Origin of the sequence: Longimicrobium sp. (assembly GCF_035474595.1) — a bacterium.
Lineage (GTDB): Bacteria > Gemmatimonadota > Gemmatimonadetes > Longimicrobiales > Longimicrobiaceae > Longimicrobium.
In genome coordinates, this window is sequence record NZ_DATIND010000046.1 from 202,429 (window position 1) to 215,281 (window position 12,853).

Here is a 12,853-nt window from a genome sequence, read left to right on the forward strand (position 1 = left end):
ATCGGGTTGACGGGGGATGGATCGCATTCTCCCGCACAGGTTTACACCGCAAACGCATAAAAGCGCCGCACCCGCCGGCGATCCGGCGGGTGCGGCGCTTCATCTTCATCTCCCGTCCAGGCCGTTACGGCTGGACGCGGGGGCGCACCGACTGCGGCTCGGCGGTCCGCGACGGCTCCGCCGCGGGCGCCGGAGGCGGAGACGGCGGCGGGGGAGGAGGCGGCGGCGGCGGCGGTGGGGGCGGCGGCGGCGCGGACGGCCGCTCGTAGCGCGGGGCCTCCGCCCGCGGCGACTCGCTCCGCGGCTCCGACCTGGGCTCCGCGCGCGGCTCCTCGTGCCGGGGCTCCGCCCGCCGCGGCTCCTCGGCGCGCGGCTCGGCGCGGCTGGGCTGCTCGTCGCTGCCGCTGCTCTGCGGCGCCACGCGCGGCTTGTCGTCGTCGTTCGGGCGCATCCGCGGCGCGTCGGTCCGCGGCTCGGGACGGCGCTCGGGCGCCGCGCGCCTGCCGGCGTTGCCGTTCGTGGCCGTGTTCCCGCCGGCGGGGGTCGCGGGCTCGGGGCGGCGCCGGCCGGGGACGTGCACGGTCGAGGTGTCCGCGGGCGGGGGCGGCGGCGGGTTGTTGCCGTTCGCGCCGCGGTGGCGGCCCTCGTTGCCCGCGTGGATGCCGCGGCAGGCGAAGAGCCCCAGCTCCACCGGCACCAGGTCCACGTAGCCGTCGGGGCAGCGCACGTAGGTGAAGCGCCGGTCGTCGTTCGCGTACAGGCTGCGGCCGCCGTTGGGCCAGATGGCGTACACGTCGGTGGTCCAGTCGTCGTCCGGCTGGCTCGGAACGATGGCCTGCACCAGGTCGTTCATCACCGTGCGGTAGTTCAGCGTGGTGTACGAGTTGTACCCCAGCACGCTGCGCAGCGCGTTCTGCGAGCGCTGGAAGCGCGAGACGCGCAGCGGCCGGCGCGACGCCACCAGGAAGTAGTAGGTGGGCTCGTCGTTGGCGAAGCGCGAGGTGTATCTCTGGTCGTACCAGTCGTAGCGCCGGGTGCCGGGCGTGCGCAGCGACGAATACCCCGTGGGGAAGTACGACTCGCCGCCCGCGTACTGCGGGTACACCATCGCCACCCCGCGGCCGGGGAGGATCTCGAACACGGCCACGTACGCCGGGCGGTTCAGCTCCACGCCGAACCAGTTGCCGTCGGGGACGATGCGCGCGGCGATGGGCTGGCGCTCGTCGTCGATCCAGCGCTCGCGGGAGTTGGAGGAGGAGTAGCGTCCGCCGTAGGAGCCGGGCCCGTAGGCGGGGCCCACGCAGGCAGTGAGTGCGAGCACCGGCAGCAGGAGGGTAGCCAGGCGTCTCATGGTTCGATCCTTCGTGAAGCGGCAGTGGGGAGAGAAGCGTTCGGCTCCCATGCAAAGCAATCCATGCGCCCCTACCCCCGGTTTCGCAACCCGTTCCAGCGCAACGGGTTGAGATGAAGGCACCCGTGTGCCCCGGGCCGTTTCGTTCCCGCACGCGGACAAGCGCGCGTCCCCCGGCGGGGACAGGCGCGAGACGATCTGCGTAGTACGCTCAATCCGCCGCCGGTGCGCGGGCCGCGAGCGCCAGCGCGATCCATCCTCCCAGGAAGCAGAGCCCGCCCAGCGGGGTGACGGCCCCCAGGACGCGGACGCCGGTGAGCGCCAGCAGGTACAGGCTGCCGGAAAACACCACGATCCCCGCCGCGAACAGCCACCCCGCCGCCCGCGCGGCCTTGGAGGGCGCGCGCCCCGCCACCAGCGCGACGGCCAGCAGGGCCAGCGCGTGATACATCTGGTAGCGCGCGCCGGTCTCGAACACCGCCAGCAGCTCCGCCGGCACCCGGCTGCGCAGCGCGTGCGCGCCGAACGCCCCCGCCGCCACGCCCAGGAACCCGAACGCGCACCCCAGTCTCCAGAACGTCCGCTCCATCTCCCCCCTCGCCGTCTGAATCCCCATCCCCAGCAAACCGCGAATGGAGATGAAGATCCATCATCTCCCATCCCCGCGCCACTCCGCCGGCTTCGCTCGACGGCTCGCGCGATCCGCGAAAGCGGAGTTCGTACGGCTGTTTCCGCGGGCTCCTCCACCCGGCCAGCTAAATCCGGCGCGCGCAAACGCTTAGGCGGGCGCGGAACGTGTCTTGCAACCGGTGGGCGCCACCGGGAATGCAAACCGTTCCACCCAGACGGCTTACGGGAACGATCATGGACGAGGCGGCTCCGAGGCGCGAAGGCTTCAGGCGCGAGCACCCGGTGTTCTTCTGGGGCTCGGTCGCGCTGATCGCGCTGTTCGTTCTGGCGGCCGGGGCGGTGGCCATGCGCATCCCCCGCTACAACCGCGAGGCGCAGGGGTTCACGCAGCAGATGACCGCCGCGCAGAAGCAGACGCAGGCCGAGCTGCTGCGGCACCGCGAGCAGCGCACGAAGCTGGCGGTGGCGCTGCTGCAGCGCGACATGCGCATCCGCTCGCTGGAAACCAACAAGCGCCACCTGGCCATCGTGCTGAAGGACTCGGTGCTGGAGCTGCGGCAGGGGCGGGCCACGCTGCGCCGCGCGAAGCTGGCCATCGGACCGGACTCCATCGTGCGCGCGCCGGACGGGCGGCAGTGGCGCTTCGTGCGCGGCATGGGCGAGCGGCACATCGCCAGCCGGCAGCAGAACCCCACCATCACCGTGCCCGAATGGGTGTACGTGAGCCGCGGCCAGCCGGTGCCCCCCGAGGGCGAGCGCCGCGTGGCCGGCGGGATGGGCGCGTACCTCATCGCGCTCGACGACGGGACGCAGATCTACTCGCAGCCGCAGGCCGGGCCGCTGAAGGACGTGGTGATCCCCGCCGGGTTCATGGCCCGCGCGCGCGACCTGGTGGCCATCTTCGACGCGGTGAAGGAGGACACGCCGGTCTACATCTACTGACGGTGCGGGAGTGCGGGAGTGCGGAGGGGGGATGCAACTCTATGCGGAGGTGAGGGATAGATGGCCAGACGAGTGACGCGCGCGGGGATCGAGGACCGGCGCAACTACACCCCGCCGGGGCGGCTGCGGCGGATCGCGCACGACTACCGCGGGACCACGGTGGCGCTGCTGCTGGGCGTGCTGATCGCGGCGGGGCTGTTCGCCGCCACCAGCGCCATGGCGGTGAACGCGCGGCTGGACCGGCGCGTGGCCGAGATGGTGGCCACGCGCGACGAGCGCTCGATGGAGTTCATGCGCCGCCGCGAGGCCGAGATCACGCAGCAGGTGGCGCAGCGCGAGCGGTCGCTGGCGCGCAAGGAAGAGGAGCTTGCGCCGCGCGACCGGCCGTACCTGGTGGTGTCGCTGGCCGAGCGCCGCGTGCTGTACCTGAAGGGCGACGACACGCTGTTCAAGGCCCCCGTCGCCATCGGCTCGGGCGAGACGATGGTGATCGACGGCGTGACCAAGCGCTTCCAGACGCCGCGCGGGAAGATGTCGATCACCGCCAAGGAGCTGGACCCGGTGTGGGTTCCGCCCAACTGGCACTACGTGCAGATCGCGCGGCGCAACGGGCTGGGGATCGTGGACATGAGCGACGCGCCGCCCAACGCGCTGAACGGCCGCTTCCCGCCGGGACAGGTGCCCATCAGCGGCGGCAAGGTCATCATTCCGCCCTGGGGCAGCCCGCAGCGCGCCATGCGCGGCACGCTGGGCGCCGCCAAGCTGGAGATGTACGACGGCTACTACTTCCACGGAACCGACAACCCGAACTCCGTGGGCGACGCCGCCAGCCACGGGTGCCTGCGCATGCTCCGCGACGACATCCTGTGGATGTACCACCACATCCCCGTCGGCACCCCGGTGTACATCTACTGACGGGATGGCGAGGGATGGGGATAGAGAATCGGGGAGGCGCCGGCGGACGGTGCCCCCCCGATTTCTTTGCGCCACCGCGGCACCCGTGGGACCCTCCCCCCGCAGCTGGGGCCGCGTACCCCCTCCCGATAACGGGAGGGGGTAACTTCGATCGCTCCGCGCAACCGGTGGCGTACTCGTCCGACGACTGCGTGACGCGAGGCCCGGCCGAGCATGGTGGAGCGCTCCGAAGGCTTCCGTGCCTGCCTATGGAAGCTCGATCTCCGGCTTCTCGGGGTGGCGGCGGTAGAGCACGGCAATGCGGCCGATGGTCTGCACCAGCTGCAGGTCGTCGATGCGCTGCTCCAGCTCGGCGCCGGCCTCGCGCACGTGCAGCGGCGAGGCTTCGAGCACCTTCACCTTGATCAGCTCGCGGGTGTTCAGCGCCTCCTGGATGGAGCGGATGGTGGCATCGCTCACGCCCTCCTTGCCCACGAAGGCCACGGGCTTCAGGTGGTGCGCCTGGCTCTTGAGGAACGCGCGCTGCTTGGGGGTGATCGCCACGAGTCCAGTCTCCGGTTCCGGTCCGCCGCTGCATTCGGAGGCGGGAAGATACACACTCCGCGCCCGAGCCGCGATGCGGCAAAAGCAGAAGCCCTCTCCCACACGGAAAGAGGGCTCTCGCGCCGATGCCGGGATCGCAGTCCGCGAAGGCGGACTTCGGGCCGTTGTTGCCGCGGATTCATCCGCCGGGGGATGCCTGGGCCGCGCGGTAATGCCTCGACCCGCGCCGCCGTCCCTGTCCCCTGTCCCCTAACCTTCCTACGCCGGCTCCACCCGGTTCCGCCCGTTCGCCTTGGCCAGGTACAGCGCCCGGTCCGCCGCGCGGATCAGCGCGGAGATGTCGCTCCCGTCGTCGGGGAAGGCGGAGACGCCGAAGCTGGCGGTCAGCGACCGCGGCACCTCGGCGTTGGGCGGCAGTGTCTCGATCAGGATGCGCAGCCGCTCGGCCAGACGCGCGCCCTCGTCCTTCCCCGTTTCCGGAAAGATCAGCGCGAACTCCTCGCCGCCGTAGCGGCAGGCGCTGTCGGTGCTGCGGAAGGTGTGGCGCACCGCGCGCCCGATGCGCTGCAGCGCGTTGTCGCCCACCTCGTGGCCGTACTGGTCGTTCACCGTCTTGAAGTGGTCGATGTCCAGCAGCACCAGCGTGAGCGGGCGCCCGTAGCGCTTGGCGCGCGAGAACTCCACCCCCAGGATCTCGTCGAAGCCGCGGCGGTTGTGGCAGCCGGTGAGCGGGTCGATGGTGGCCTGCGCGCGCAGCCGGTCCAGCAGCTCGGCGTTGCGCAGCGCGATGGCCGACGAGTCCGCCAGCGCCCGCAGCAGCGCCAGGTCGTGCGCCTCGTACGGCGCCTCGGTCATCCGCCGCCCCAGGATCAGCAGCCCCGCGTCGCCGTCGCCGAAGTCCAGCGGCGCCACCACCGCCACCTCGGCGGGCACGTGGTCGCGGATCTCGGCGTCCTGCGGCGGCACCACCGGCGGCTGCCCCGGCATGGCGACGGACCGCACCACCCGCGCGGGGATGGCGTAGGCCACCGACTCGCCGCGCAGCGAGCGCACGGCGCGGCAGGTGTACTGCTCGCCGTCGGTGTGGTACAGCGCCGCCCACCAGGCGAAGAACACCTCGCCCACCGAGTCCAGCACCAGCCGCTCCGTCTCTTCCAGGCTGCGCACCACCGACAGCGTGCGGGCCACCTGCTGCAGCGCGGTCAGGTGGAAGCGCAGCTGGTCCAGCTCGGCCGCCTGCCCGGCGCGCAGCTCCTGCACCTGCCACACGCGCGTCAGGTGCTCGGCCAGCGCGTCGCGCACCTCGGGGGGGAGCTCCGTGGCGTCCGGCGTCCACAGCTCGCCCTCGCCGCCGGGCGCGGGAAAGCGCAGCCGCGGCGACATCCCGTCGCGGTCGTCGCCTACGGAAAGGGGCACGGGGCGCGTGGGAACAGCCAGCGAGCAGGGACAGCGCGCGACGCGGCGCGCGGCCTCCACGCAGGCGGCCGCCACCTCGTCGGTGGTGGCCAGCAGCGGGATGGCCGAGAACAGGTGCGCGATCTCGGATGCGCTCGGCCAGGCGCCGGGCTCGAGGTGGATCTCGGGGAGCTGCACGCTCGGATGGGTGGCGACGTGCATGAAGATGATGGGGGCGGGGCTGTGAATCCGGCACACCATAACCGGCGCCCCGAAAGTGCATACCGTGTTCCACCGGCCGCGTTCCCGAATGGGAACACGCGCCGGAAGTCATCCCGGCGCCGCGCCGGCGCGCGTTTCCGCGGCGCGTCCGATCGCAGTGAACTGCAAGGCGGGCAAGCAGATGATTCAGGCAGCGGCAAAATAACGTTTCCCGCCCCGCCGCGCACGGCTTCGGCCCATAGCGGCCATCCCCGCTCTCTCGCCGCCACTCCCGCCTGTCCGCGATTGCACAGGCTCCGTGCAAGTTGCGGGGAACGGATGCAACGGAGCGTGGCATCCCAACGGGCCGGGAGTCGGCGGGGATGCGGGCCTATATCGTTTCGGAGATCGATCGTGCAATCCGGAAGCGCACGTGCGACCTCGCCTGTAGATCCTTCGGCCTGCAATCGCCCGTGCAGAGGCAACGACGGTGTGGCCGGCCTCAGGATGACGTCTCTCCGTGCGCTTGCGATGCACGGATGATTGCCAGATCCCGGAATTACAGCCCGGCCAGGATCTCGCCCTTCTTCGCGTCGTACTCGGCCTGGGTGATGAGTCCGGCGTCCAGCATCCGCTTCAGCTCCGCCAGGCGCGCGACCGGCGGGTTCGACTCCATCGCCCGGGACGGGGACATGGGAGACGCGGGGCGATGGGGAAGCGCCTCCACCCACTCCTTCGCCTCCTTCAACCCCATCCCCGTCGCGTCGCGTACGATCCGGATGGCGGTGATCTTCTGCTCGTGCTCCATCATCTCCCGCGCCTGCGCCTCGACTTCCGCCGGGACGGGGCGCGCGGAGAGCACGGAGCGGGGTGCCGCATCCGCCGAGCGTGATCCGCCGCGCAGGGAGAGGAGCGAGAGGAGGACGCATCCGCCCATGAAGTACATCGCCCAGAGCCCGCCCATGGCCGCCAGCGTCCGGTCGCGCGCCGAACCGTCGGGCGCGACGCAGAGGAAGGCGACCTGCGTCTCTCCCGGGCGGTTGTACGGCTCGCGGAAGCGCTTCGGCGCGGGCGTCGTTCCCGACGGGCACGCGGCCCACGCGGCCCAGCGCATCGTGGACGGAAAGACCGCCGCGCCGGGCCCCGCCAGCATGACGGCCACGAACGCCGCGACGGCCGCATTCAGCAGCACTCTTCCTCGTGACATGGCTCGCCTCGGGAAGCGGGATGAAGATGGAGATGGAGATGCCAATCACGCCGCGCCGCGTCAGGAAGACGCGCCGCCGCCGTTCTCGGGATGGTCGGCGGCGGGAAGCGCCAGGGTGAAGGTGGTGCCGTGGTTGGTCGTGCTCTCCAGCGACAGCCGGCCGCCCAGCAGCTCCGCCAGCCGCCGCGCCACCGAGAGCCCCAGCCCGGTGCCACCCACCTCGCGGCGGTTGGACTGCTCCACCTGCCAGAAGGGCTCGAAGATGCGCTCGCGGTGCTCGCGGCGGATGCCGATCCCCGTGTCCACCACGCGCACCAGGTGGTGCGTGCCGCCCCGCACCCCCTCGATGCGGACCTCCCCCTCGTCGGTGAACTTCACCGCGTTCGTCCCCAGGTTGCGCAGGATCTGCATCACCTTCTCGGGGTCCGTCTCCGCGATGGCCGCCTCGGGCGGAAGCCGCAGGTCGAAGCCCAGCCCCTTCTGCCGCGCCACCGGGCGCAGCAGGTCGCCCACCTGCCGCAGCACGTCGCGCAGGTCCACGCGGCGGGTGCGCACCTCCTCGTGCCCGGCCTCCATCCGCGAAAAGGCCAGGATCTCGTCGATGATCCCCTCCAGGTGCCGCGCCCCGTCCTTGATGCGGTCCAGGTACGAGCGCTGCCGGTCGCTCACCTCGCCGCCGATCCCCGCCTGCAGCAGGTCGGCGTACCCCATCACCGCGTTCAGCGGGGTGCGCAGCTCGTGGCTCATCACCGCCAGGAACTCGCTCTTGGCCCGGCTGGCCTGCTGCGCCGCCGCGTACAGCCGCGCGTTGGAGATGGAGAGCGCGGCGCGCTGCGCGAAGTCCTCGGCGGTGGCCAGGTCGTTGCGCGAGTAGACGCGGTCGGCGCACACCAGCGTGGCCACCCCCAGCGTCTCCGTCCGCGCCACCAGGGGGACGGCGATCAGCGAGCGGATCCCCAGGGCGCGCACCAGCGCGGCGTGCTCGGGGCCGGTGGTCACCGCCTCGAGCCAAGGGTCGGTCACGTGCGGCACGTACACCGGCGCGCGCCCGCGGGCGGCCTGCGTGGCCACCGAGCCGCCGTCGCGGCGCGGCGGAAAGTCCTCGCAGAGCACCGCCAGCAGCGGCTCGCGGTCGCCGTCCGAGTGCGCGGCCGCCACGCGCGCCATCCGCCCGTCCTCCTCCGCCACGTCGATCACGCACCAGTCGGCCAGCTCGGGCACCGCCAGCCGCGCCAGCGTCGACAGCGTGGCGTGGTAGTCGAGCGAGCCGGACAGGACCGAGCTCACGTTGGAGAGGAAGCGCGCGCGGCGGGCCTCGGCCTCGGCGTGGCGGCGGGCGGCCTGGTCGGCCTCGGCCTGGCGGCGGCGCTCCTCGGCCTCGCGCCGGTCGGTCACGTCGCGCAGCGAGACGATGAAGGCGGGCTCGCCCTCCCAGTCGGTCTCCACCGCGCGCAGCTCGGCCGCCGCCGTACCGCCGCCGCGGCGCACCACGTCGATCTCGGTGGTCTCCCCCGCCAGCGTGGGAAAGCCCAGCTCGCCGCCCACCAGCTCCTCGGCCGGGCGGCCGAACAGCGCCTCGGCGGCCGGGTTGGCGAAGCGCACCACCCCGTCGCGCCCCACGATCATCACCCCGTCGGCCAGGCGGTCGATGACGCCTCTCAGGCGCTCGTCGGAGCGCGCCGCGCGCACGGAGCCCACGGTGCCTATCACCCGTGGCGCTCGCCGCCCCCGGCGGGCGCCCCGTGAACCTCGCCCGCCAGGAACACCGGGCTTCCCGAAAGCACCCCGCTCACGTCGCGGAAGGGCCCCAGGATGTGCATCCCCGTCCCGTCGATCGTGTACTCGCGGATGTCGTGGTCGTGCGCCGAGCCCCGCATCTTCAGCACCGTCAGCCCGCGCCGCATCTGCCCGTAGCTTTCCACGTAGCGCAGCAGGATGATGGTGTCGGTGAGCGTGGAGATGTGCTTCTCGGTGACCGAGGTGCCGCCCATCAGCGAGGGCGTGGTGGAGGTGAACAGCCCCACCGTTTCCTTCAGCTTCAGGAACGAGGTGAGGGAGATGACGAACTCGCGGAAGCTGCGCACGCTGGTCACCCGCTCCAGCGCCGAGAGCGAGTCGACCGCCACCCGGCCGGGGCGGAAGCTCTCGATGGTGTCGCGCATCAGCACCAGGTGGTCCTCCATGGCCATGGCGTGCGGATACGTGTTCACCACCTTCAGCTTGCCGTCCCTCTCCATCCCCGCGAAGTCGTACCCCCACGCCGCGGCGTTGCGGTACAGCTGGTCGCGGCTCTCCTCGAAGGCGAAGAGCAGGCAGCGCTCGCCGGCCTCGAACCCCGCCGCCAGGAACTGCGTGACCATCAGCGTCTTCCCCGCCCCGGTGGCGCCGGAAAGGAGGATGATGGAGTCGCGGAAGAAGCCGCCGCCGCACATCTCGTCGAGCGTGGCGTTCCCCGTGGGGAGCCGCACCGACGACGAGGTCTGCGTGAGCGAGATCCCCGACAGCGGGAGCGCGATGATCCCCTCGCCGGTGATGGTGAAGGGGAACTCGCCGCGCTGGTGCGGGGCGCCGCGCACCTTCAGCAGCTCCAGCGTGCGGCGGCGGCGCTCGTCCACCAGCAGGTTGCGCAGGATGACCACGTTGTCGGCCACGAACTCTTCCACGCCGTACATGCTGACCTGGCCGTACTCCTCGGTGCGCTCGCTGGTGAAGACCAGCGTCACGCCCATCTTCTTCAGGTGGCTGGTGATGCGGTACAGCTCGGAGCGGAGCACGGCGTGGTCGCGGTACTGCACGAACAGCGCGTTCAGCGAGTCCAGCGACACGCGCTTGGCCCCCGACTTCCGCACCGCGTGCTCCAGCCGCGCCAGCAGCGCGCCCAGGTCGAAGTCGCCCACCACGGTGGTGGCCTGCTCGGCGTTGGGGCTGGCGTCCACGAACGCCCAGGTGCCCGCGGCCTCCCAGGCGGCCACGTCCCACCCGAAGCTCCCCACGTTGCGGCGGATGTCGTCGACCGAGTCTTCGAAGGTCACGAACACCCCCGGCTGGCCGCGCGCGATCCCCGCGGCCAGGAAGTGCGTGGCGAACACGGTCTTGGCGCTCCCCGCCGTCCCCGCGATGAGGGTGGCGCGGTTCAGCGGCAGGCCGCCGTCGGCGATCAGGTCGAAGCCCGGAATGCCGGTCGCCAGCTTCTCGACCGGGTGCAGCGCTGCCGTCATGGCTGTGTCTGGGGAAGGGGATCGGGCCAGCCGGGGAGCAGCCCCAGCCCGGCCAGCACCTTGTCCGCGTCCGACAGGTCGCCGGTGATGCGCCGGCGCGGCTCCGGCTCCTCCTTCACCACGGTGGGGGTGGTGAGCACGCGGTGCGTCTCGGCTTCCTCGGGGGTGCGCGTGACGTCCACCACGCGCAGGTCGAAGCCGCCGTCGCCCAGGCGCTCGCGGCAGATGCGCCGCAGGTCGGCGTACGCCTGCTGCGACCTCGCGGTGTCGCCCGCCACGAACAGGGTGAAGCGGTAGCGGCTCATCGGCCCCGGGCCGGGCGCCCGCGCGGGCCGCCGGGTCGGTTCCGGCGGCCCGCTGGGGCACGGTGTTTCACGTCTCCGGCGCCGCCGGAAGCGGCGGTGCGGCACAACCTGATACAAACCTCCGCGCCAATGCAGCTTCCGCGCCGGACCGGCGGCGCGGCTCCCGCCGTCGGCCCTGGAACGCGATGCCCCGTCCCGGCGGTGGCCGGGACGGGGCATCTGCAAGCTGGGCGTGCGGCAGCTTACGGAACGACCGTGCTGCCGCCGCCGCCGGGGCCGCCGCCGCCGGGAATTGCGGGGCCGGTGGCAAGCGTAAGCTCGGTCAGGCGCGGCAGATCCGTGACCCGGGGCGACTCCCAGGGGCGGCGGCCGCGAGCGGCGCTGGACGGGATGCGGGGAGCGGTCGGGTTGGTCATCGGTAGCTCTGGCTTGGGCGTGTGGGGAAACGAAACCGGATGCGGCGGGAGGGCGCCGGGAGGCTTTCGCAGAAGAATAGCGGGCAAACCACTCCTTGGCAATGCGGACGGACGGGGGAGAGAGAACCCTTGTCCAACCCCGTCCCCTCCGGCGGCCCGCACCGCGCGATTGGACATTTTGCTCGATGGACCCCGCGGGCGGTCGCGGCGACCGGAATCAATCCCCCCCGCCGGCCGTGCGCTTCCTCGACCAACGAACAGCAGGGCATCACACGGAGGGAACGGAGGACGGATCGCAGTTCTCCGTTCCCTCCGTGTGAGACTCCTTGCCGATCGATCCGAATGCACGGCCGGTTTCCCGGTCCGGATCACCCCCCGTCGCGGGATCAGGTGTCCAGCGTCACCGGCTCCTGATGGCGGAGCACCGGCTGCTGGTCGCTGGCGGCGGCGGCCTCCAGGTTCAGGCGGATGATCACCCCCAGCAGCTCGCGCGCGGTGTGCGGCGAGAAGGTGGGCGAGTGGGGAAGGAGCATGGGCAGGTCGTCGTCGGGCCCCAGGCTCTGCCGCGCGGCGCGGGTCAGCAGCACCGGCTCGTCGGGGTCCAGCGCGCGCAGCCCCTCGCGGTCGCCGGCCAGCACCACGCGCACCCGCTCCGGCGTCTCGTCGGCGTACATCGCCCGCATCCGGTCGCCGAACGACGGCTCGACGGCGACCACGGTAAGGGGCCCCTCGCGCAGCCGCTTCTGGATGGTCTCCACCACGTCGGGGTTCACCGTCAGCACCACCGCGGGAATGCCCACGTTCTCGGCCGCCTTGCGCACCAGGCGCGCGTGGTAGCTGGTGGTGACCACCAGGTCGCACTTGCGCAGCTCGTCCTCGACCCAGTGGAACTCCACCGAGCGCTCGGGGCGCGGGAGCGGGAGGTGCGAGATGCGCACCGGGTACGGGTCGAGCCCGAACTGCTCCTGCAGCTCGGCCGTGTACGCCGTCATCTGGTCCTCGTTGCTCTCCACGCAGGCGCAGCGCAGCGTGGCCGTCTGCGTGCAGCGGCGGATGAGCTCGGGAACGTCGGCGATCGTCAGCCGCCGCTTCCACGCCTCCACCAGCACGCCGGCCAGCCACCGCGCCGTCTCGGCCAGCAGCTCGCCCCCGAACTGGTCCTGGGGCGCCAGGTACACGCCCGACCGGCCGCGGACCTCCACCAGCCCCTCGGCTTCCAGGGTGCGGTAGGCCTGCGCCACCACGCGGTGGTCCACCCCCATCTCCCGCCAGAGCGTGCGGATGCTGGGAAGACGGTCGCCCGGGCGCAGCAGCCCCAGGTGCAGCGCGTTCAGGATGCGGTCCCGCAGACGGTCACTCAGGCCGGCGTCGGGTTCCATCGAAAGGTCTCCCTGAGGGAACGAGTTTTGGAGGCGAAAGGACCGAAGGGTGCTCAATGTAACGTGCGATTGTGAATTTCGCCCATAGCCGCGCTCCGGCGGGACGAATCGGGACGCGCGGATGGCGCCGCCCGCGCGCTTGCGGCGCGCCCCCGGGAGCCGTAGCGTCCATCTTCGGCCGGGGGCGGGCGCGCGGAAAGCGGGTCCCGCGCCCCACGCGTGGCGTGGCTCGTGCGTGCTCCCGCCACGGCAGGAAGACGGGCAGCGCCCGTCGGCTTCACCGACCCCGCCCTTCCCACCGCCAGGCGCCGGGAAAGGGCGGGGCGCGCGCGCGGGCGCCGCTCCCGCGCA

At 72.1% G+C, this 12,853-nt stretch carries 12 protein-coding genes; 2 read left to right on the forward strand and 10 right to left on the reverse strand.

Translation table 11 applies throughout. The features are described from left to right. Window positions 1–124: 124 nt before the first annotated feature. On the reverse strand, window positions 125–1,351 hold the full coding sequence (locus VLK66_RS08735; protein ID WP_325309010.1) for a hypothetical protein: 1,227 nt from the start codon (window positions 1,349–1,351) through the stop codon (window positions 125–127). Window positions 1,352–1,562: 211 nt separating this feature from the next. Next, window positions 1,563–1,940 (reverse strand): DUF423 domain-containing protein, encoded by a 378-nt coding sequence (locus VLK66_RS08740; protein WP_325309011.1) that lies wholly within the window; start codon window positions 1,938–1,940, stop codon window positions 1,563–1,565. Between the two features lie 275 nt (window positions 1,941–2,215). On the opposite strand from VLK66_RS08740, the gene VLK66_RS08745 reads away from it, so the two are divergent. Together VLK66_RS08745 and VLK66_RS08750 are read left to right on the forward strand one after the other, a co-directional pair. Next, complete coding sequence (locus VLK66_RS08745; protein ID WP_325309012.1) at window positions 2,216–2,923, forward strand: hypothetical protein; 708 nt, start codon at window positions 2,216–2,218, stop codon at window positions 2,921–2,923. 60 nt (window positions 2,924–2,983) lie between these two features. Next, entirely contained in the window at window positions 2,984–3,838 is an 855-nt protein-coding gene (locus tag VLK66_RS08750) for a L,D-transpeptidase (protein ID WP_325309013.1), read from the forward strand. Window positions 3,839–4,084: 246 nt separating this feature from the next. Here the strand turns inward: VLK66_RS08750 and yhbY are convergent, their stop codons facing one another. The 8 genes from yhbY to VLK66_RS08790 form a co-directional block, all read right to left on the reverse strand. Then, window positions 4,085–4,381: a ribosome assembly RNA-binding protein YhbY gene (gene yhbY, locus VLK66_RS08755; protein WP_325309014.1), complete on the reverse strand. Its 297-nt coding sequence runs from the start codon at window positions 4,379–4,381 to the stop codon at window positions 4,085–4,087. Window positions 4,382–4,639: 258 nt separating this feature from the next. After that, window positions 4,640–5,998 carry a sensor domain-containing diguanylate cyclase gene (locus VLK66_RS08760; protein ID WP_325309015.1) on the reverse strand — a complete coding sequence of 453 codons (1,359 nt, stop codon included), beginning with the start codon at window positions 5,996–5,998 and terminating at the stop codon, window positions 4,640–4,642. Window positions 5,999–6,536: 538 nt separating this feature from the next. After that, the gene (locus tag VLK66_RS08765; protein ID WP_325309016.1) at window positions 6,537–7,184 is read right to left on the reverse strand and encodes a ribosomal protein L7/L12; all 648 of its coding nucleotides are present in this window, start codon (window positions 7,182–7,184) and stop codon (window positions 6,537–6,539) included. A 60-nt stretch (window positions 7,185–7,244) separates the two neighbouring features. Further along, the gene (locus tag VLK66_RS08770; protein WP_325309017.1) at window positions 7,245–8,894 is read right to left on the reverse strand and encodes an ATP-binding protein; all 1,650 of its coding nucleotides are present in this window, start codon (window positions 8,892–8,894) and stop codon (window positions 7,245–7,247) included. Next, window positions 8,891–10,402: a circadian clock protein KaiC gene (gene kaiC / locus VLK66_RS08775; protein WP_325309018.1), complete on the reverse strand. Its 1,512-nt coding sequence runs from the start codon at window positions 10,400–10,402 to the stop codon at window positions 8,891–8,893. Before kaiC ends, VLK66_RS08770 begins: the two co-directional genes overlap by 4 nt. Continuing rightward, window positions 10,399–10,707: a circadian clock KaiB family protein gene (locus tag VLK66_RS08780; RefSeq protein ID WP_325309019.1), complete on the reverse strand. Its 309-nt coding sequence runs from the start codon at window positions 10,705–10,707 to the stop codon at window positions 10,399–10,401. Before VLK66_RS08780 ends, kaiC begins: the two co-directional genes overlap by 4 nt. A 242-nt stretch (window positions 10,708–10,949) precedes the next feature. Continuing rightward, window positions 10,950–11,123, reverse strand: a complete 174-nt coding sequence (locus VLK66_RS08785; RefSeq protein ID WP_325309020.1) for a hypothetical protein — start codon at window positions 11,121–11,123, stop codon at window positions 10,950–10,952. 386 nt (window positions 11,124–11,509) lie between these two features. Beyond that, window positions 11,510–12,502, reverse strand: coding sequence for a winged helix-turn-helix domain-containing protein (locus VLK66_RS08790; RefSeq protein ID WP_325309021.1), 993 nt, complete (start codon window positions 12,500–12,502; stop codon window positions 11,510–11,512). Window positions 12,503–12,853 lie beyond the last annotated feature (351 nt).